The organism is Pseudomonas sp. EpS/L25, from assembly GCF_001512295.1.
Taxonomy (GTDB): Bacteria; Pseudomonadota; Gammaproteobacteria; order Pseudomonadales; family Pseudomonadaceae; genus Chryseomonas.
Genome location: NZ_LNUP01000011.1, coordinates 288,408 through 308,268 on the forward strand (window position 1 = coordinate 288,408; position 19,861 = coordinate 308,268).

Here is a 19,861-nt window from a genome sequence, read left to right on the forward strand (position 1 = left end):
ATGAAGTTGATCGTGCTGGACCGCGACGGCGTCATCAATGTCGATTCCGATGACTACGTGCGCAGCGCCGAGCAGTGGCAACCGTTGCCCGGCAGCCTCGCCGCCATAGCCCGGCTGAAGCGGGCCGGCTGGCAGGTGGCCGTGGCCACCAACCAGTCCGGCCTGGCGCGCGGTTACTTTACCGAAGACGACCTGGCGGCCATGCACGAGAAGCTGCAGCGCCTGCTGGCGGAGGAGGGCGGTCGGGTCGATCTGATCCTGCACTGTCCCCATGGCCCGGAAGCGGCATGCGACTGCCGCAAGCCACTACCCGGTCTGTTTCGTGCCATCGCCACCCATTATGGTCGCAGCGATCTCGCCGGCATTCCCGTGGTCGGCGATAGCCTGCGCGACCTGGAAGCCGGCCTGGCCCTGGGCTGTACGCCCTACCTGGTGCGGACCGGCAAGGGCGAGCGCACCCTGGCCAAGCCTTTGCCATCCGGTACCCGGGTCTTCGCCGATCTGGCTGCGGTGGTCGATCACCTGCTGGAGGAAGCGCCCTGATGCGGCTCTTGCGTACCCTGCTGTTCTACCTGCTGCTGGGCACCAGCGGCATCCTCTGGTCCTGCGTCAGCCTGCTGATCGCACCCTTCCTGGCCTATCGCGCCCGCTACCGCCTGGTAGTCAAGGCCTGGACCGGCTTCGCCGTCTGGCTGGCCAAGGTCGTCTGCGGCATCCGCTATGAAATCGAAGGCCTGGAGCACGTCCCGGCGCAGCCCTGCGTGATCGTGGCCAACCACCAGAGTACCTGGGAGACCTTCTTCCTCTCCGCCCAGTTCGACCCCACCTCTCAGGTGATCAAGCGCGAATTGCTACGGATTCCCTTCTTCGGCTGGGCCTTTTCCCTGCTCAAGCCCATCGCCATCGACCGCGACAACGGCAAGCTGGCCTTGCAGCAGTTGACCGAGCAGGGCGGCCGCTATCTGGCCCAGGGTTGCTGGGTACTGATCTTTCCCCAGGGCACCCGGGTCGATCACGGCCAGATGGGCAAGTTCTCCCGCGGGGGTGCGGCCCTGGCCTGCAGCCTGAACGTGCCCATCCTGCCCATCGCCCACGATGCCGGCGCCTACTGGCCAAATCGCTCCTGGATCAAGTCGCCGGGGACCATCAAGGTCCGCATCGGCCCGCTGCTCTATCCCCAGGGCCAGGATCCGCGTGCCATCGTCGACCTCAACGCTCGCTGCTTCGCCTTCATCGAACAGGCCCTCACCCCCAGGCCCGATGCCAGCCAGGCGCAGCGCTGCGTGGCCTGACCGCCAGGCCCCCGTGGCCTGCCGATCCCCCTTGTTTTCCTCCGTTTGCCCACAGACTTATCCACAGGCTCCACCCAGCTCGGCAGAGCCCTAGCGAAAGACTGCCTACTCCGAACGGATGGCGTTCCACAAGTACCTACAAGCTTATTCCCAGGCTTATCCACAGGACCCGCCGTTATAGCCTGTGTCTCTATGCCGCATGGCACGGCCTCTTTGCCCGTTTTCGGCAGACTGGCGAAAAGGCACTGAGCAAAACTATCCACAAAACATCTGGCTATAAGATGAGCGGTGTTCCGGTCTGGGAACGAAAGTGCCGTCCTCTCTAGCCAGAATGTTTTCCACAAAAAAGCCCCGCATGGCGGGGCTTGTGCATAACCGAGTCCGATCAGACGTCGAGGTTGGATACCGCCAGGGCGTTGCTCTCGATGAAGTCGCGGCGCGGTTCCACCTGATCGCCCATCAGGGTATTGAAGATCTGGTCGGCGGCGATGGCGTCCTCGATGGTCACCTGCAGCATGCGACGCACGTTCGGGTCCATGGTGGTTTCCCACAGCTGATCCGGATTCATCTCACCCAGCCCCTTGTAGCGCTGGATGTTGAATCTCTTGCTCGTCTCGTTCATCAGCCATTCCCAGGCTTCCTTGAAGGTGCTCACCGGGCGCCGGCGTTCGCCGCGCTTGGCATAGGCGCCTTCTTCCAGCAGGTTGTCCAGCTGGGCGGCCAGTTCGGTCACCAGGCGGTAATCGTTGCTGCCGAAGAAGTCCCGGTTGAAGGTGACGTAGCTGGACAGGCCATGAGCACGGGTCTCGACTTCCGGCAGCCACAGGCTACGCTCGCGATCTTCACGCAGGCTCAGGGTGTAGGTGGTGCCATTGCGCTCGGCGGCCTTCAGGCGCGCTTCCAGACCGGTCAGCCACTGGCGCATGGCCGCCTCGTCACCCAGCTGCTCCACGCCGACGCGGGGCAGGTACAGCAGGTGTTCGCTGACGTCGGCCGGATACAGCCGTGACAGTCGCTTGAAGGTCTTCATCACCTGGCGATAGCTGTTCACCAGCTTCTCGAGTTCGACGCCGGACAGCCCCGGGGCGTTCTCGTTGACGTGCAGGCTGGCTTCCTCGAGGGCGGTCTGGGTCAGGTATTCCTCCATCGCCTCGTCGTCCTTGATGTACTGCTCCTGCTTGCCACGCTTCACCTTGTACAGCGGCGGCTGGGCGATGTAGATGTAGCCCCGTTCGATCAGCAGCGGCATCTGGCGGAAGAAGAAGGTCAGCAACAGGGTGCGGATGTGCGAACCGTCGACATCGGCATCGGTCATGATGATGATGTTGTGGTAGCGCAGCTTGTCGATGTTGAACTCTTCGCGACCGATGCCGCAGCCCAGGGCGGTGATCAGGGTGCCCACTTCCTGGGAGGAAAGCATCTTGTCGAAACGTGCCTTTTCGACGTTGAGGATCTTGCCCTTGAGCGGCAGGATCGCCTGGGTGCGCCGGTTGCGGCCCTGCTTGGCCGAACCACCGGCGGAGTCACCCTCCACGATGTAGAGTTCGGACAGCGCCGGATCCTTTTCCTGGCAATCCGCCAGTTTGCCGGGCAGTCCGGCGATGTCCAGGGCGCCCTTGCGGCGGGTCATCTCACGCGCCTTGCGCGCCGCTTCCCGAGCCCGGGCGGCGTCGATCATCTTGCCGACCACCGCCTTGGCTTCGTTGGGATTCTCCAGCAGGAAGTCGGAGAAGTGCTTGCCCATCTCCTGTTCCACCGCGGTCTTCACCTCGGAGGAGACCAGCTTGTCCTTGGTCTGGGAGGAGAACTTGGGATCCGGCACCTTGACCGAGATGATGGCGGTCAGGCCTTCGCGGGCATCGTCACCGGTGGTAGCGACCTTGAACTTCTTCGCCAGGCCCTCGGCCTCGATGTAGTTGTTCAGGTTGCGCGTCAGCGCCGAGCGGAAGCCCGCCAGGTGGGTACCGCCATCGCGCTGCGGAATGTTGTTGGTGAAGCAGAGGATGTTCTCGTTGAAGCTGTCGTTCCACTGCAGCGCCACTTCCACGCCGACACCATCGTCCTCGCGCTGTACCTGGAAGTGGAACACCTGGTTCACCGCACTCTTGTTGGTGTTCAGGTAGTCGACGAAGGCACGCAGGCCACCTTCGTACTTGAACAGCTCTTCCTTGCCAGTGCGCTCGTCACGCAGCAGGATGCCGACGCCGGAGTTGAGGAAGGATAGCTCGCGGATGCGCTTGGCCAGGATGTCCCAGCTGAACTGGATGTTGTTGAAGGTCTCGGCCGACGGCTTGAAGTGCACCTGGGTACCGGTGGTATCGGTCTCGCCGATCACCGCCAGCGGCGCCTGGGGCACACCGTGCACATAGACCTGTTCCCACACCTGGCCGGCGCGGCGAATGGTCAGCCGCAGCTCCTTGGACAGGGCATTCACCACCGAGACGCCCACGCCGTGCAGGCCGCCGGACACCTTGTAGGTGTTGTCGTCGAACTTACCACCGGCGTGCAGCACGGTCATGATGACCTCGGCCGCCGAAACGCCTTCTTCCTTGTGGATATCCACCGGGATGCCGCGACCGTTGTCGCGTACGGTGATGGACTCGTCCATGTGGATGGTGATGCTGATCTCGCTGCAGAAGCCCGCCAGCGCCTCGTCGATGGAGTTGTCCACCACCTCGAAGACCATGTGGTGCAGGCCCGTGCCGTCATCGGTGTCACCGATGTACATGCCGGGGCGCTTGCGCACGGCATCCAGTCCCTTCAGCACCTTGATGCTGGAAGAGTCGTAGGTATTGGTCTCGCTCATGCTTGGCTCCCGCTAGTGTGGGTCTGCTTGATATGGCCGTGTTCCACGTGGAACACGCTGACCTCTGTCTCCGGCCGCCAGGCGGCCTGTAGCGTCTCGCGCTCGACACAGGTGATGAATACTTGGCACTCCAGTGCCTCCAGCAGCCGGCACAGGGCCAGCCGGTGTCCCTCGTCCAGCTCCGAAGGCAGGTCGTCAATGAGATAGACGCACTGGCCTCGCTTGACCTGGTTGACCAGCCGCCCCTGGGCGATGCGCAGTGCGCACACCACCAGCTTCTGCTGGCCGCGCGACAGGATGTCCGCCGCGTTGTGATTGCCGATGCGGATCCGCAGGTCGGCGCGCTGCGGACCGGCCTGGGTATGCCCCAGCTGTAGATCCCGCGGCAGACTGTCCGCCAGCACCTCGCGCAGATCGCGCTCGCGGTCCCAGCCGCGGTAGTAACTCAAGGTCAGGCCGTCGAGCTGGATCAGCTCGGCCAGCACCGCGGTGAACTCCGGCTTCAGGCGCTGGATATAGGCCTGGCGAAAGCCATCGATCTCGCCGCTGGCCAGGGCCAGTTCCTGATCCCAGGCGGCCTGCGCCGCAGGGTCGATTTTACCACGTCTGAGCCAGTGATTTCGCTGCCTGAGCGCCTTTTGCAGGCGTTGCCACAGCGGCAGGAAACGCTGTTCTTCGTGGAACACGCCCCAGTCGAGAAACTGCCGTCTGATCTTGGGACTGCCTTCGAGCAGGCGGAAGCCATCCGGGTTGATCAGCTGCAGTGGCAGTACCTCAGCCAACTGCGCCGCGCTACGGGCATTCTCGCCATTGATGCGGATCTGGTAGTCGCCGCCACGCTCACGCTGGATACCCAGGTTGCAGTCCTGGCCACCGGGCAGCCGTACCTGGCCGAATACCGTGCAACTGGCCTGCTCGTGCTGGATGACCGGCGCCAGCTTGGTACTGCGAAAGGAACGTGCCAGCCCCAGCAGGTGGATGGCTTCCAGCAGGCTGGTCTTGCCACTGCCGTTGGCACCGTGCAACAGGTTGACCCGCGGCGAGGGCTGAAGCGCGACCGCCTGCAGGTTGCGCAGGCGGTCGGCAGTGAAGCGGATCAGCGTCATCGAGTGGCGATCAGAGGCGCATCGGCATCACGACGTAGGAGGAGTCATCGTTGCCCGCCTCCTGCAACAGCGCGCTGCTGCTGGAATCGGACAGGGTGATGCGCACCTGGTCGGTGGTCATCACGCCCAGGACATCGAGCAGGTAGCTGACGTTGAAGCCGATCTCCAGACTGCCGCCGTCGTAGTCGACCTGCAGTTCTTCCTCGGCCTCTTCCTGCTCCGGGTTGTTGGCCTGGATCTTCATGAAGCCGTTTTCCAGCTGCAGGCGGATGCCGCGGTATTTCTCGTTGGAGAGAATGGCGGTACGGCTGAAGGCCTCGCGCAGATGCTGGCGCTCACCGAGGACCAGCTTGTCGCCGTGGCGCGGCAGCACGCGCTCGTAGTCGGGGAACTTGCCGTCCACCAGCTTGGAGGTGAAGGTGAAGTCGCCGGTGGTGGCGCGGATGTGGTGCTGGCCAAGGACCACATTGACCGGCTCTTCCGGTTCGGTGAGCAGGCGCGACAGCTCCAGAATACCCTTGCGCGGCACGATGACCTGGTGCTTCTCGGCCTGCTCGACATCGGCCTCCAGCATGCACATGGCCAGGCGGTGACCGTCGGTGGCCACGGCGCGCAGGCGCCCGGTGCTGGCTTCCAGCAGCATGCCGTTGAGGTAGTAGCGCACGTCCTGCTGGGCCATGGCGAAGCCGGTGCGTTCGATCAGGCGACGCAGGCGACCCTGGGGAATGCTGAACTTCAGCGAACCCGGACCTTCCTCCACGGTGGGGAAGTCATTGGCCGGCAGGGTGGACAGGGTGAAGCGGCTGCGCCCGGAACGGATCAGCAGCTTCTGCTCCTCGGTGCGGATGTCGATCAGCGCATCAGGTTGCAGGCTCTTGCAGATGTCCATCAGCTTGCGCGCCGGCACGGTGATCTCGCCGGCCTCGGCGGCTTCTTCCAGCTCGACCCGGCCCACCAGCTCGACTTCCAGGTCGGTACCGGTGAGGGACAACCGCTGGCCTTCCACGACCAGGAGTACGTTGGACAGCACCGGCAGCGTTTGCCGACGTTCCACGACACCGGCCACCAGCTGCAGCGGTTTCAACAGGGCTTCGCGTTGAATGGTGAAATGCATGGTCAGGTCCTTGCCAGGGCCGCGTCCGTCAGGTGGTCAGGGTACGCAGCAGGTTCTTGTAATCCTCGCGAATATCCGCGTCGGATTCCCGAAGTTCGGCGATCTTGCGACAGGCGTGCAACACCGTCGTATGATCGCGTCCGCCAAAGGCGTCGCCGATTTCCGGCAGGCTATGGTTGGTCAATTCCTTGGACAGCGCCATGGCGACCTGCCGCGGTCGGGCCACCGAGCGCGAGCGGCGTTTCGACAGCAGATCGGCGATCTTGATCTTGTAGTACTCGGCCGCGGTGCGCTGGATGTTGTCGATGCTGACCAGCTTGTCCTGCAACGCCAAGAGATCCTTGAGCGATTCGCGGATCAGCTCGATGGTGATGTCGCGGCCCATGAAGTGGGCATGGGCGATCACCCGCTTGAGCGCGCCTTCCAGCTCACGGACATTGGAGCGGATGCGCTGGGCGATGAAGAAGGCCGCATCGTGGGGCAGGTCGACCTTGGCCTGATCGGCCTTCTTCATCAGGATCGCCACCCGCGTCTCCAGCTCCGGCGGCTCCACCGCCACGGTGAGACCCCAGCCGAAGCGCGACTTGAGCCGCTCCTCCAGGCCATCGATCTCCTTGGGATAACGGTCGCTGGTGAGGATCACCTGTTGTCCACCTTCGAGCAGGGCATTGAAGGTGTGGAAAAACTCCTCCTGCGAACGCTCCTTGCGGGCGAAGAACTGGATATCGTCGATCAGCAGCGCATCCACCGAACGGTAGAAGCGCTTGAATTCGTTGATGGCGTTGAGCTGCAGCGCCTTGACCATGTCGGCGACGAAGCGCTCCGAATGCAGGTAGACGATCTTGGCGTTCGGATTGCGCTTGAGCAAGTGGTTGCCCACCGCATGCATCAGGTGGGTCTTACCCAGACCCACGCCTCCATAAAGGAAGAGCGGGTTGTAGCCATGCTTGGGGTTGTCCGCCACCTGCCAGGCCGCGGCGCGGGCCAGCTGGTTGGATTTACCCTCGACGAAGTTCTCGAAGGTGAAGGTACGGTTGAGATAGCTGGTGTGCTTGAGCGCGCCCTCCACCTGTACGGTACGCTCGGTCTTCACCGCTGGCTCGTCGGCCTCGGCCAGTTCCGCGGTCACGTCTTCCAGGGCCACGCCTGCGGTGACGATGTCCGACTGGATCGGTTGCGGTGCCTGCACCGGTGGCGGCAGGGGCACGCTCGGGCTACTGGGCGTCTGGGCGGCCCGCGGCTTGTTGCTGCGCTTGCTGCCGATCAACAAGGAAAGCACCGGCGCGATGCCATCGTCGGCGTGCTCCTCGAGCAATTCGAGAATCCGGCTCAGGTACTTTTCGTTGACCCAATCGAGCACGAAGCGGTTGGGCGCGAACACCCGCAGCTCATCCCCTTCCGCTTCCACCTGCAGTGGCCGGATCCAGGTATTGAATTGTTGCGAGGGCAATTCGTCGCGCAGCACATCCACGCAACGTTGCCAGAGTTCGACCGACACAGCGTCTCCCGGGACTTTCGCGGCCCGTGCGGGCCATGAGCAAACGCCCATTGTATCCCTCCCCACCCAGGTTATCCACACGGCTGCATGGTTTCCCAGCGAATGGGGGCTGGTCAGTCAGGCATCCCCTCGGCAACCCTGGGCTCTGTGGATAACGCCGCCTGGCCTCTCTGGACATCTACCGGGTTTACGCTGTGGATAATCCGGGTGTGCGTAACCTGCTCCTTTATCCACAGGCTCTGTTCAGGCTAAGCACGGCTACCACACCTGTTGGAAACAGCCTTCCCGCTCCCGCTCGGCTCAGGCAGCATCTGCCATTCAAGGATCTATCCACAGAAATCGACTTATCCATACATATTCACTTCAACAGTCCTTTAAAACCTTCTGACCTGTTGATTTTGTTTACGCCCTGGTCCGTCAGCCGGCGTTGGTTGGAAATTGACCTGCACCGCGGCTTTCTCTAGAATCCCCGGTCTCTTTGCGCGGGGCGCTCATGCCTTGCCGCTTTCACCTAGGTAAAAGTCCATGAAACGCACCTTCCAACCCAGCACCCTGAAGCGCGCCCGTGTCCACGGTTTCCGTGCTCGTATGGCAACCAAGAACGGCCGTCAGGTTCTCGCCCGTCGCCGTGCCAAAGGCCGCAAGCGTCTGGCGATCTGATTGCCCGGTCAGGTGGTGAGTCAGGGTTTCGGTCGGGACAGGCGCTTACTGAGCTCCCAACAGTTCCAAGCGGTCTTTGACTCTCCCACCCACAAGGCATCCGGCAAGCACCTGCTGCTGCTCGCCCATGCCAATGGGCTCGACCATTCCCGCCTGGGGCTGGTCATCGGCAAGAAAAGCGTCAAGCTTTCCGTCGAGCGCAATCGCATCAAGCGGGTCATCCGAGATTCCTTCCGTCTGAATCAGGACCGCCTCGGCAGTTTCGATCTGGTCTTCGTCGCCCGGAAAGGGCTTGGCGAAGTCGGCAATCCCGAATTGCACGACCAACTGCTGCAACTGTGGAAACGTCTGAATCGCCAAGCGACCAAGGCTGTTGTCCACCCAACCGACAGTCCCGACGGTGCTCATGCGTAAACCGGCCCTGCTGCTGATTCGCTTATACCGTTATGCCATCAGCCCCATGATGGCCAGTCACTGTCGTTTCTATCCGACCTGTTCCGGTTACGCCCTCGAAGCCATCGAGCGCCACGGGCTGCTGCGTGGTGGCTGGCTGACCACAAGGCGTCTGTGCCGGTGCCATCCCTGGCATCCAGGCGGATACGATCCCGTTCCTCCCGCAAAGAACCCAGCCCCGACCTCTTCGATGGCCGAGTAAACATGGATATCAAGCGCCCGCTACTCATTGCCGCCCTGGCGATCGTGTCCTACACCCTGGTTTTCCAGTGGAACAAGGATTACGGCCAGGCCGAATTGCCCACGGCCAAGACGCAGACCAGCGTCCTGCCGGGCGATACCCCCAACGTGCCCACCGACGTACCGGCCGATGCCAAGGCCGCCGCTCCGGTGGATAACGCGACCGCCAAGCCGAGCACTGCGCTCATCAAGGTACGCACCGACGTCCTGGACCTGGCCATCGACCCCCGTGGCGGCGACATCGTCCAGCTCGGACTGGTGCAATACCCGCGTCGCCAGGACCACCCCGATGTGCCCTTCGCGCTGTTCGACAACGGCAACGAGCGCCTCTACCTGGCCCAGAGTGGCCTGACCGGTACCGACGGTCCCGACGCCAACAGCGCCGGTCGGCCACTGTACTCCTCGGCGCAGTCCAGCTATGTGCTCGCCGATGGCCAGCAGCAGCTGGTGGTGGATCTGAAGTACCAGGCCAATGGCGTGGATTACATCAAGAGATTCACCTTCCACCGTGGGCTGAAGGTCGACTGCTCGGATGCCGAGAAGGCGCAGAAGAAGATCACCTGCATCAACCCGGACGCCTACCAGATCCAGGTCAGCTACCTGGTCGACAACCAGAGCGCCAAGGCCTGGAACGGCGTGCTCTACGCCCAGCTCAAGCGTGACAACAGCGGCGATCCCTCGGCCACCACCGCCACCGGCGTGTCCACCTACCTGGGCGCCGCGGTCGGTACTCCCGCCGAGCCCTATCGCAAGGTGTCCATGAGCGACATGGACAAGCACCGCCTGCAGGAAACCGTGCAGGGTGGCTGGGTCGGCTGGCTGCAGCACTACTTCGTCACCGCCTGGGTGCCGAACCAGGACCAGCAGGACCAGCTCTATACCCGCAAGGACGGCCAGGGCAACTACATCGTCGGCTTCACCGGTCCGCAATTCAGCGTACCGGCGGGTGGCAAGGGCGAGACCTCGGTCACCCTCTACGCCGGTCCGAAGATCCAGGAACACCTGAAGACCCTGTCCCACGGTCTGGAACTGACCGTCGACTACGGCTTCCTGTGGTTCATCGCCCAGCCGATCTTCTGGCTGCTGCAACATATCCACAGCATCCTGGGTAACTGGGGCTGGTCGATCATCGTCCTGACCATCATCATCAAGCTGCTGTTCTTCCCGCTGTCCGCCGCCAGCTACCGCTCCATGGCGCGCATGCGTGCCGTCGGCCCGCGACTGCAGGCGCTGAAGGAACAGCATGGTGACGATCGCCAGAAGATGTCCCAGGCGATGATGGAGTTGTACCGCAAGGAGAAGATCAATCCGCTCGGTGGCTGCCTGCCCATCGTGGTACAGATGCCGGTGTTCCTGGCGCTGTACTGGGTGCTGCTGGAAAGCGTCGAGATGCGCCAGTCGCCCTGGATGTTCTGGATCACCGACCTGTCGGCCAAGGATCCCTACTTCATCCTGCCGATCATCATGGGCGGCACCATGCTGGTACAGCAGATGCTGAACCCGGCACCGCCGGATCCCATGCAGGCACGGGTGATGAAGATGATGCCCATCGTCTTCACCTTCTTCTTCCTGTGGTTCCCGGCCGGCCTGGTGCTGTACTGGATCGTCAACAACTGCCTGTCGATCCTGCAGCAGTGGTACATTACCCGGAAGATCGAGGCGGCCAGCAAGAAGGCCTGATCTCGCTCACCTATCCACACGACGCCCCTTGATTGGGGCGTCGTGCTTTCTGGAGGATCGTCATGGCTCTGCCTTCCGACAGCATCGCGGCCATCGCCACTGCCACCGGTCGTGGTGGCGTCGGCATCGTCCGCGTCTCCGGGCCCCTGGCCGCCCCCCTGGCGCGGGCGATCTGCGGCCGCGAGCTGCCCCCGCGACATGCCCACTACGGCAACTTCCTCGCCGCCGACGGCAGCGTGCTGGATGCCGGCATCGCGCTGTTCTTTCCCGGGCCGAATTCCTTCACCGGCGAAGACGTGCTGGAGCTGCAGGGCCATGGCGGCCCGGTGATCCTCGACCTGCTGCTGCGCCGCACCCTGGAAGAGGGGGCGCGTCTGGCCCGGCCGGGTGAATTCAGCGAGCGCGCCTTCCTCAACGACAAGCTCGACCTGGCCCAGGCAGAGGCCATCGCCGACCTCATCGAGGCCAGCACCGAACAGGCCGCACGCAATGCCCTGAGGTCGCTGCAGGGTGAATTCTCCCGGCGGGTGGAAAGCCTGGTCGAGCAGCTCATCCGCCTGCGCATCTACGTCGAGGCCGCCATCGACTTCCCCGAGGAGGAGATCGACTTCCTCGCCGATGGCAAGGTGCAGGGCCTACTGGAGGACGTCCAGGCGGAACTGTGCGACGTCCAGCGCGAGGCCAATCGCGGTGCCCTCTTGCGCGACGGCATGACCGTGGTGATCGCCGGTCGACCCAACGCCGGCAAGTCCAGCCTGCTCAATGCCCTGGCCGGGCGCGAGGCGGCCATCGTCACCGACATCGCCGGTACCACGCGGGATGTCCTGCGCGAACATATCCACCTCGATGGCATGCCGCTGCATGTGGTCGATACCGCCGGTCTGCGCGATACCGACGACCGGGTCGAGCAGATTGGGGTCCAGCGCGCCCTGGACGCCATCGCCAGCGCCGATCGCGTGCTGCTGGTGGTGGACGCCAGCGCTCCGGAAGCCCGGGATCCCCAGGCGCTCTGGCCGGAATTGCTCAGTACCCGGCCGCCGCTGGACAAGCTGACGGTGATCCGCAACAAGGCCGACCTTACCGGCGAGGCGACTGGCCTTGTCGCCCACGACGAGACGGTCGAGATCGCCCTCAGCGCCACCGATGGCCAGGGTGTCGAGGCCCTGCGCGAACACCTCAAGGCCTGCATGGGCTTCGAGCAGACCACTGAGGGCGGCTTCAGCGCCCGGCGCCGCCATCTGGACGCCCTGCAGCGTGCCGCCAGTGCCCTGGATCACGGCTATCGGCAGCTCACCCTGGCTGGCTCGGGCGAACTGCTGGCCGAGGATCTGCGCCAGGCCCAGCAGGTGCTTGGCGAGATCACTGGCGCCTTCAGCTCCGACGACTTGCTCGGCCGCATCTTCTCCAGCTTCTGCATCGGCAAGTAAGTCCCTCTCCGCTGTATCAGGCCTGTGCAATGCAGGCCTTGTCCGTCCTCACTTCCCCCTTCCAGAGCCCTGTTGATAAACCCGCCTGAGGTCTGCCCATAAATCGGTGCACGACCTGTCCATGACCTGCGTTGTGGATAAGCAGGCAAAGGATCCACAGGATGCTGAGAGCTTGTGATCACCCACCGCACAAGACGCGCACGGGGTTCAGGTTTTCCCCAGCCCAGGCCTGCAAAGGGTTGGACAAGCTTATCCACAGCGAAGGGCCTGCATATACATAAGCTCTATATCAGTCCTTTTAAACATTTCTTCCCTATTGTTTATATTGAGTCGCTACAGCGGTACCTGATCATTTTTTGGCCAGAGCCCTTCTGCAAGCTAAGCCCAGGCCTTATACTTGCCGGCTTTCCTTCGAATTCCTGCCAACAGGCACGAGGTGCGTGGTGGACTTTCCTTCCCGTTTCGACGTCATCGTGATCGGTGGCGGCCATGCCGGTACCGAAGCGGCCCTGGCGGCCGCCCGCATGGGTGTGCGCACCCTGCTGCTCACGCATAATGTGGAAACTCTCGGCCAGATGAGCTGCAACCCCGCCATCGGCGGCATCGGCAAGAGCCATCTGGTCAAGGAGATCGATGCCCTGGGCGGCGCCATGGCCGCGGCCACTGACCTGGCCGGTATCCAGTTCCGTATTCTCAACAGCCGCAAGGGACCTGCCGTGCGCGCCACTCGCGCCCAGGCCGACCGCGTGCTGTACAAGGCGGCGATTCGCTACACCCTGGAAAACCAGCCGAACCTGTGGATATTCCAGCAGGCCTGCGATGACCTCATCGTCGAGGGCGATCGTGTCGCTGGCGTGATCACCCAGATGGGCCTGAAATTCCATGCCGACAACGTGGTGCTGACCGCCGGGACCTTCCTCGGCGGTCTTATCCACATCGGCCTGCAGAACCACAGCGGTGGACGAGCCGGGGATCCGCCGGCCATCGCCCTGGCCCAACGCCTGAGAGAATTGCCGCTGCGGGTCTCGCGCCTGAAGACCGGCACGCCGCCGCGTATCGACGGTCGCTCGGTGGACTTCTCGGTGATGACCGAGCAGCCCGGGGATACCCCGCTGCCGGTGATGTCCTTCCTTGGCAATCGCGAGCAGCATCCGGCTCAGGTCAGCTGCTGGATCACCCATACCAACGCCCGTACCCACGACATCATCCGCGCCAACCTGGACCGTTCGCCCATGTACTCGGGGGTGATCGAAGGGGTAGGGCCGCGCTACTGTCCGTCCATCGAGGACAAGATCCATCGTTTCGCCGACAAGGACAGCCACCAGGTCTTCCTCGAGCCAGAAGGCCTGACCACCCATGAGCTCTATCCCAACGGCATCTCCACCTCGCTGCCCTTCGACGTGCAGCTCGAGGTGGTGCGCTCCATGCGCGGCATGGAGAACGCCCACATCCTGCGACCCGGCTACGCCATCGAATACGATTTCTTCGATCCGCGGGATCTCAGGTATAGCCTGGAGACCAAGGTCATCGCCGGGCTGTTCTTCGCCGGCCAGATCAACGGCACCACCGGTTACGAAGAAGCCGGCGCCCAGGGCCTCCTGGCCGGTGCCAACGCCGCGTTGCGCGCCCAGGGTCGTGAGGCCTGGTGTCCGCGCCGTGACGAGGCCTACCTCGGCGTGCTGGTGGACGACCTCATCACCCTGGGCACCCAGGAGCCCTATCGGATGTTCACCTCGCGCGCCGAATACCGGCTGATCCTGCGCGAGGACAACGCCGACCTGCGCCTGACCGAGAAGGGTCGGGAACTGGGCCTGGTGGACGACCAGCGCTGGGCACTGTTCGAGGCCAAGCGCGAGGGCATCGCCCTGGAAGAGCAGCGCCTCAAGGCCACCTGGATTCGTCCGGGCACACCCCAGGGCACGGCGGTGGCCGAGCGCTTCGGCACGCCGCTCAACCACGAATACAACCTGCAGAATCTGCTGGCCCGGCCGGAGATCGACTATGCCGGTCTGATGGCCGCGGTGGGCGAGACGCCGGCCGAGACCCAGGTCGCCGAGCAGATCGAGATCAAGACCAAGTACGCCGGCTACATCGATCGCCAGCAGGACGAAATCCAGCGCCTGCGCGCCAGCGATGCCGTGGTCCTGCCCGCCGAGCTCGACTACGCCAGCATCTCCGGCCTGTCCAAGGAGATCCAGCACAAGCTGGCCCAGGCCCGTCCCGAGACCCTTGGGCAGGCTTCGCGCATCCCCGGGGTCACGCCGGCGGCGGTCTCGCTGCTGCTGATCCACCTGAAGAAGCGCAGCGCCGGTCGCAGCCTGGAGCACAGTGCCTGATGGCCAGCGCGATCCAAGCCAACGAACTGCGCCAGGGCGCCGCGACCCTGGGCGTCACGCTCTCCGCCACGGTGGAAGAGCGACTGCTGGGCTACCTGGACCTGCTGGTCAAGTGGAACAAGGCCTACAACCTCACCGCGGTGCGCGATCCCAACGAGATGGTCTCGCGGCACCTGCTCGACAGTCTCAGCATCGTCCCCTACGTTACCGAAGGAAATTGGCTGGACGTGGGCAGCGGCGGTGGCATGCCAGGCATCCCCTTGGCGATCCTCTATCCCGAGTCGCGCTTCACCCTGCTCGACAGCAACGGCAAGAAGACCCGCTTCCTGACCCAGGCCAAGATCGAGCTGGGCCTGGCCAATCTCGAGGTGGTGCATGCCCGCGTCGAGGCCTACCAGCCCGACGCGCCCTTCACCGGCATCGTCTCGCGGGCGTTCAGCGCCATCGACGACTTCGCCAGCTGGACGCGCCACCTCGGTGACGACCAGACACAGTGGCTGGCGATGAAGGGGCTGCACCCCGACGACGAGCTGGCCAAGCTACCAGCGGATTTCCGGGTTGCGGCGGCGCACGTCCTCGCGGTTCCCGGTTGCCAAGGCCAGCGGCACTTGCTGATACTGCGCCGCACGATTGGAGAGGGGTAAGGCGGGGACATGGCCAAGGTTTACGCGATAGCCAACCAGAAGGGCGGAGTGGGCAAGACCACCACGTGCATCAATCTCGCCGCTTCCCTGGCCGCCACCAACCGGCGCAAGGTGCTGTTGATCGACCTCGATCCCCAGGGTAACGCCACCATGGGCAGCGGGGTGGACAAGCACGCCCTGGAGCATTCGGTGCTGGACGTCCTCACCGGCGCCTGTGGCCTGATCGACGCCATGCACTTCTCGGAGCACGGTGGCTACCAGCTGCTGCCCTCGAACCGCGATGTCACCGCTGCGGAAGTCGAGCTGCTGGAACTGCCCGGCCGCGAGAGTCGCCTGCGCGACGCCCTGGCACCGGTGCGGGACAACTACGACTTCGTGCTCATCGACTGCCCGCCGTCGCTGTCCATGCTGACCATCAACGGCCTGGTAGCCGCCGATGGCGTGATCATCCCCATGCAGTGCGAATATTTCGCCCTGGAAGGCCTGACCGACCTGATGGGCAGCATCCAGCACATCGCCCAGCGGCTCAATCCGCAACTGAAGATCGAAGGCCTGCTGCGCACCATGTTCGATCCGCGCATCGGCCTGGCCAACGACGTCGCCGCCCAGCTCAAGCAGCATTTCGGCGACCAGCTGTACGAAACCATCATTCCACGCAACGTCCGTCTGGCCGAAGCGCCCAGCTACGGTATGCCCGCCCTGGTCTACGACAAGAGTTCGAAGGGCGCCGTGGCCTATCTGGAGCTGGCCAGCGAGCTGGTCAAACGTCAGCGCAAGGCGGCTCGTACCGCCAAGACCGCCTAAGGAATCCCCATGGCTGTGAAGAAACGAGGACTGGGCCGCGGCCTCGATGCCCTGCTCGGTGGCGCCAGCGTCAAGGTCCTGCAGGAGCAGGCCGCCGCCGCACCGGTCAGCGAACTGCAATCGCTGCCGCTGGACATCATCCAGCGTGGCAAGTATCAGCCGCGTCGGCACATGGATCCGGTCGCTCTGGAAGAGTTGGCCAACTCCATCCGCGTCCAGGGGCTGATGCAACCCATCGTGGTACGCGCCATCGGCGAGGGTCGCTACGAGATCATCGCCGGCGAGCGCCGCTGGCGTGCCAGCCAGCAGGCTGGCCTGGACCGTATCCCGGCGCTGGTGCGCGACGTGCCCGACCAGGTGGCCATCGCCCTGGCGCTGATCGAGAACATCCAGCGGCAGAACCTCAATCCGCTGGAAGAGGCCATAGCCCTGCAGCGGTTGCAGGACGAATTCGAACTGACCCAGGCCCAGGTGGCCGAGGCCGTCGGCAAGTCGCGTTCGGGGGTCACCAACCTGCTACGCCTGCTGGCTCTGGCCGACGAGGCCAAGGAGCTGCTGGCCAAGGGCGAACTGGAAATGGGGCATGCCCGCGCCCTGTTGGGACTGCCAGCGAAACGCCAGGCCGAAGGGGCGCGGCACGTTGTCGCACGGGGTTTGACGGTACGCCAGACCGAGGCCCTGGTCCGCCAGTGGCTGAGCGGAGCCGAACCCACCGAGAAGCCGGCGGTCGTCGATCCCGACATCAGCCGTCTGGAGCAGCGGCTGGCCGAGCGTTTGGGGGCTAGCGTCCAGATCCGCCACGGCGAGAAGGGCAAGGGCCAGTTGGTGATCCGCTACACCTCTTTGGACGAACTTCAAGGCGTACTGGCGCACATTCGCTGACACAAATGGCTGTCAGCCTGGGCGGCAATCTGTCCGGGGTGGCTTGAACCACCCCTGGCACGCCCCTATACTTTGCCCGCTTTTTGTCGGCACAAAGCATGCCAGTGAAAACAACTATTAAGCCGACACCAGAGGACTTCGAGCCGATGGACCGCCGCACGCCCAAACGCCTGCCTTTCCATCACCAGCCTGCCTTTCGCCTGCTGCTCGTCCAACTGGCTGTCGCGTCGTGTGCCGCCGTTGTCTTGTTTTGCTTCGTCGGTAAGGTCGCCGGTTATTCCGGATTGTTGGGCGGGCTGATTGCCTGGCTGCCCAATCTGTATTTTTCGTTCAAGGCGTTCCGCTATCGCGGCGCCCATGCCGCCCAAGACATCGTCCGTTCTTTCTACTCGGGCGAGGCGGGCAAACTGATTCTCACGGCAGTGCTCTTTGCACTGGCGTTTGCCGGGGTAAAACCGCTTTCGGCTCCTGCACTGTTCGGCGTCTACCTGTTGACGCTGATGGTCAATGCCGGCGCCCCCCTGCTACTGAAAAAACCGACTAGACCTTAAAGGCATTCGAGGCACACATGGCAGCAGACTCCGCTTCGGCTTATATCCAGCACCACCTGCAGAACATGACCTATGGCCTGCACCCGGTGAACGGCTGGAGCTTCGCCCATACCCCCGCCGAGGCCAAGGCCATGGGCTTCTGGGCCTTCAACCTGGATACCCTGGGTTGGTCGGTCGCCCTTGGCCTGATCTTCCTGTTCATTTTCCGCAGCATCGCCAAGAAGGCCACCAGCGGCCAGCCCGGTCGTGTGCAGAATCTGGTCGAGATCCTGGTCGAGTTCGTCGATGGCAGCGTCCGTGACACCTTCCACGGCAAGAATGCCCTGATCGCACCCCTGGCCCTGACCATCTTCGTCTGGATCTTCCTGATGAACCTGATGGACCTGGTACCGGTGGACTGGCTGCCGATGCTGGCCATGGCCATCGGCGGTGACCACACCTACTTCCGCGTCGTGCCCACTACCGATCCGAATGCCACCCTGGGCATGGCCCTGTCGGTGTTCGCCCTGATCATCTTCTACAGCATCAAGATGAAGGGTATCGGCGGCTTCTTCGGCGAGTTGACCCTGCACCCCTTCAGCAGCAAGAACATGCTGCTGCAGATCATCCTGGTCCCGATCAACTTCCTGCTCGAATTCGTCACCCTGATCGCCAAGCCGATTTCGCTGGCACTGCGACTGTTCGGCAACATGTATGCTGGCGAGCTGATCTTCATCCTGATCGCCATCATGTTCGCCAACGGTCTGGCACTGGGTGGTCTGGGTATCGTGCTGCATTGGGCCTGGGCGGTGTTCCACATCCTGATCATCACCTTGCAGGCCTTCATCTTCATGATGCTGACCATCGTCTACCTGTCGATGGCGCACGAAGAAAGTCACTAAGGAATGGCCCCTGGACGCTGCTGACGGCGTCCGGAGGCGGTTCTGCCGTGAGTCCCGGGGGGCCTTGTCCGCCGGGTAACTTGGGAAAACTTTTTCGCTTCAACCTTAACCAAGACGACTAAAAAAGTCGGGAGGAAAGATGGAAACTGTAGTTGGTCTGACCGCGATCGCCGTTGCTCTGCTGATTGGCCTGGGCGCTCTGGGTACCGCCATTGGCTTTGGTCTGCTGGGTGGCAAGTTCCTCGAAGGCGCCGCTCGTCAGCCGGAAATGGTTCCGATGCTGCAAGTCAAGATGTTCATCGTCGCCGGTCTGCTCGACGCCGTGACCATGATCGGTGTTGGTATCGCCCTGTTCTTCACCTTCGCTAACCCCTTCGTTGGTCAGATCGCCGGCTGATCACCCTTCGGGGTGCAGGCAGGACTGATGGACAACGAACGAGCGAGGTGTTGGCGTGAACATTAATGCAACCCTGATAGGCCAGTCCGTTGCCTTCTTCATCTTCGTGCTCTTCTGCATGAAGTACGTGTGGCCGCCGATCATCTCGGCGCTGCGTGAGCGTGAGAAGAAGATTGCCGATGGCCTTGACGCTGCCAACCGCGCGGCTCGTGATCTGGAAGTGGCACAGCAGCAAGCCAACCAGAAAGTGAGCGAAGCCAAGGGCCAGGCAGCCGAGATCATCGAGCAAGCCAACAAGCGTGCCGCCCAGATCGTCGAGGACGCACAGGCCAAGGCCCGTGTCGAAGGCGAGCGGATCAAGGCGCAGGCTCAGGCTGAAATCGAGCAGGAAATCAACAGCGCGAAGGACGCCCTGCGTGCTCGCGTCGGTCTGCTGGCCGTGGCCGGCGCCGAGAAGATCCTCGGATCGACCGTTGATGCCAATGCTCATGCCCAGTTGGTCGACCGACTGGCAGCGGAAATCTAAGCGAGGCCACCAATGGCAGAACTGAACACGCTGGCCCGGCCCTATGCCAAGGCGGCTTTCGAGTTCGCACAGGCCCAGCAGCAGCTGACCCAATGGTCGGCAGCGCTCGGGCTGCTCGCCGCGGTATCCCAGGACGGGACCGTGCGCCAGCTGCTTCAGCAGCCGCAGTTGACCGCGGACGCCAAGGCCGGATTGCTCATCGACGTATGTGGCGATCAGCTGGATGCACAGTCCCAGAACTTCGTTCGGACCGTGGCAGAAAACGACCGGATCGACCTGTTCCCGGCCATCGCCGAGATCTACGAGGCGTACAAGGCCGAACAGGAAAAATCCATTGAGGCGGAAGTCACCAGTGCTTTCGCCTTGAGCGACGAACAGCAAGACAAACTCGCCAAGGCTCTCAGCGCAAGGCTAGGTCGACAAGTGCGACTAAATGCATCCGAGGATGCGAGCCTGATCGGTGGTGTGGTTATCCGCGCCGGCGACTTGGTAATCGATGGCTCCGTTCGCGGCAAGCTCGCGCAACTGGCCGAAGCGTTGAAACCTTGAGTTTGAAGGGGCAGT

At 63.2% G+C, this 19,861-nt stretch carries 20 protein-coding genes; 16 read left to right on the forward strand and 4 right to left on the reverse strand.

Annotated features, from left to right (window positions below; all coding sequences use genetic code 11):
- Both gmhB and AR540_RS10415 read left to right on the forward strand, forming a co-directional pair.
- Entirely contained in the window at window positions 1-543 is a 543-nt protein-coding gene (gmhB, locus tag AR540_RS10410; RefSeq protein ID WP_059228628.1) for a D-glycero-beta-D-manno-heptose 1,7-bisphosphate 7-phosphatase, read from the forward strand.
- The gene (locus AR540_RS10415; protein WP_059228630.1) at window positions 543-1,292 is read left to right on the forward strand and encodes a lysophospholipid acyltransferase family protein; all 750 of its coding nucleotides are present in this window, start codon (window positions 543-545) and stop codon (window positions 1,290-1,292) included. The genes gmhB and AR540_RS10415 overlap by 1 nt, the downstream gene beginning before the upstream one ends.
- 385 nt (window positions 1,293-1,677) lie before the next feature.
- Here AR540_RS10415 and gyrB read toward each other — a convergent pair whose 3' ends face one another.
- Genes gyrB through dnaA form a run of 4 tightly spaced genes read right to left on the reverse strand, consistent with a single transcriptional unit; the run spans window position 1,678 to window position 7,816 of the window.
- A complete protein-coding gene (gene gyrB / locus AR540_RS10420; RefSeq protein ID WP_059228632.1) occupies window positions 1,678-4,098 on the reverse strand; it encodes a DNA topoisomerase (ATP-hydrolyzing) subunit B in 2,421 nt (806 codons plus the stop codon).
- Window positions 4,095-5,204 carry a DNA replication/repair protein RecF gene (gene recF, locus AR540_RS10425; RefSeq protein ID WP_059228634.1) on the reverse strand — a complete coding sequence of 370 codons (1,110 nt, stop codon included), beginning with the start codon at window positions 5,202-5,204 and terminating at the stop codon, window positions 4,095-4,097. Before recF ends, gyrB begins: the two co-directional genes overlap by 4 nt.
- A 10-nt stretch (window positions 5,205-5,214) precedes the next feature.
- On the reverse strand, window positions 5,215-6,318 hold the full coding sequence (dnaN, locus tag AR540_RS10430; RefSeq protein ID WP_058761357.1) for a DNA polymerase III subunit beta: 1,104 nt from the start codon (window positions 6,316-6,318) through the stop codon (window positions 5,215-5,217).
- A gap of 28 nt (window positions 6,319-6,346) precedes the next feature.
- Complete coding sequence (dnaA, locus tag AR540_RS10435) at window positions 6,347-7,816, reverse strand: chromosomal replication initiator protein DnaA (protein ID WP_059228636.1); 1,470 nt, start codon at window positions 7,814-7,816, stop codon at window positions 6,347-6,349.
- A 525-nt stretch (window positions 7,817-8,341) separates the two neighbouring features.
- Here dnaA and rpmH point away from each other — a divergent pair.
- The 14 genes from rpmH to AR540_RS10500 all read left to right on the forward strand — a co-directional run bounded on the left by rpmH (window position 8,342) and on the right by AR540_RS10500 (window position 19,846).
- Window positions 8,342-8,476 (forward strand): 50S ribosomal protein L34, encoded by a 135-nt coding sequence (rpmH, locus tag AR540_RS10440; RefSeq protein ID WP_017641476.1) that lies wholly within the window; start codon window positions 8,342-8,344, stop codon window positions 8,474-8,476.
- Window positions 8,477-8,488: 12 nt separating this feature from the next.
- Entirely contained in the window at window positions 8,489-8,890 is a 402-nt protein-coding gene (rnpA, locus tag AR540_RS24800) for a ribonuclease P protein component (RefSeq protein WP_082707002.1), read from the forward strand.
- The gene (gene yidD, locus AR540_RS24805) at window positions 8,883-9,131 is read left to right on the forward strand and encodes a membrane protein insertion efficiency factor YidD (RefSeq protein WP_082706972.1); all 249 of its coding nucleotides are present in this window, start codon (window positions 8,883-8,885) and stop codon (window positions 9,129-9,131) included. The genes rnpA and yidD overlap by 8 nt, the downstream gene beginning before the upstream one ends.
- 2 nt (window positions 9,132-9,133) lie before the next feature.
- Window positions 9,134-10,849 (forward strand): membrane protein insertase YidC, encoded by a 1,716-nt coding sequence (yidC, locus tag AR540_RS10450; RefSeq protein WP_059228639.1) that lies wholly within the window; start codon window positions 9,134-9,136, stop codon window positions 10,847-10,849.
- A 62-nt stretch (window positions 10,850-10,911) separates the two neighbouring features.
- Window positions 10,912-12,276, forward strand: coding sequence for a tRNA uridine-5-carboxymethylaminomethyl(34) synthesis GTPase MnmE (gene mnmE, locus AR540_RS10455; protein ID WP_059228641.1), 1,365 nt, complete (start codon window positions 10,912-10,914; stop codon window positions 12,274-12,276).
- 443 nt (window positions 12,277-12,719) lie between these two features.
- Entirely contained in the window at window positions 12,720-14,612 is a 1,893-nt protein-coding gene (gene mnmG / locus AR540_RS10460) for a tRNA uridine-5-carboxymethylaminomethyl(34) synthesis enzyme MnmG (protein WP_059228643.1), read from the forward strand.
- The gene (gene rsmG / locus AR540_RS10465; protein WP_059228645.1) at window positions 14,612-15,256 is read left to right on the forward strand and encodes a 16S rRNA (guanine(527)-N(7))-methyltransferase RsmG; all 645 of its coding nucleotides are present in this window, start codon (window positions 14,612-14,614) and stop codon (window positions 15,254-15,256) included. Before mnmG ends, rsmG begins: the two co-directional genes overlap by 1 nt.
- Before the next feature lie 9 nt (window positions 15,257-15,265).
- Entirely contained in the window at window positions 15,266-16,060 is a 795-nt protein-coding gene (locus AR540_RS10470; RefSeq protein ID WP_059228648.1) for a ParA family protein, read from the forward strand.
- 9 nt (window positions 16,061-16,069) lie between these two features.
- Complete coding sequence (locus AR540_RS10475; protein WP_059228650.1) at window positions 16,070-16,942, forward strand: ParB/RepB/Spo0J family partition protein; 873 nt, start codon at window positions 16,070-16,072, stop codon at window positions 16,940-16,942.
- 146 nt (window positions 16,943-17,088) lie between these two features.
- The gene (locus tag AR540_RS10480; protein ID WP_059228651.1) at window positions 17,089-17,493 is read left to right on the forward strand and encodes a F0F1 ATP synthase subunit I; all 405 of its coding nucleotides are present in this window, start codon (window positions 17,089-17,091) and stop codon (window positions 17,491-17,493) included.
- A 17-nt stretch (window positions 17,494-17,510) separates the two neighbouring features.
- Window positions 17,511-18,374 (forward strand): F0F1 ATP synthase subunit A, encoded by an 864-nt coding sequence (gene atpB / locus AR540_RS10485; protein WP_059228653.1) that lies wholly within the window; start codon window positions 17,511-17,513, stop codon window positions 18,372-18,374.
- 139 nt (window positions 18,375-18,513) lie between these two features.
- Window positions 18,514-18,771: a F0F1 ATP synthase subunit C gene (gene atpE / locus AR540_RS10490; RefSeq protein WP_003097235.1), complete on the forward strand. Its 258-nt coding sequence runs from the start codon at window positions 18,514-18,516 to the stop codon at window positions 18,769-18,771.
- A gap of 55 nt (window positions 18,772-18,826) precedes the next feature.
- The gene (locus tag AR540_RS10495) at window positions 18,827-19,297 is read left to right on the forward strand and encodes a F0F1 ATP synthase subunit B (RefSeq protein WP_059228655.1); all 471 of its coding nucleotides are present in this window, start codon (window positions 18,827-18,829) and stop codon (window positions 19,295-19,297) included.
- Between the two features lie 12 nt (window positions 19,298-19,309).
- Entirely contained in the window at window positions 19,310-19,846 is a 537-nt protein-coding gene (locus AR540_RS10500) for a F0F1 ATP synthase subunit delta (RefSeq protein ID WP_059228660.1), read from the forward strand.
- Window positions 19,847-19,861 lie beyond the last annotated feature (15 nt).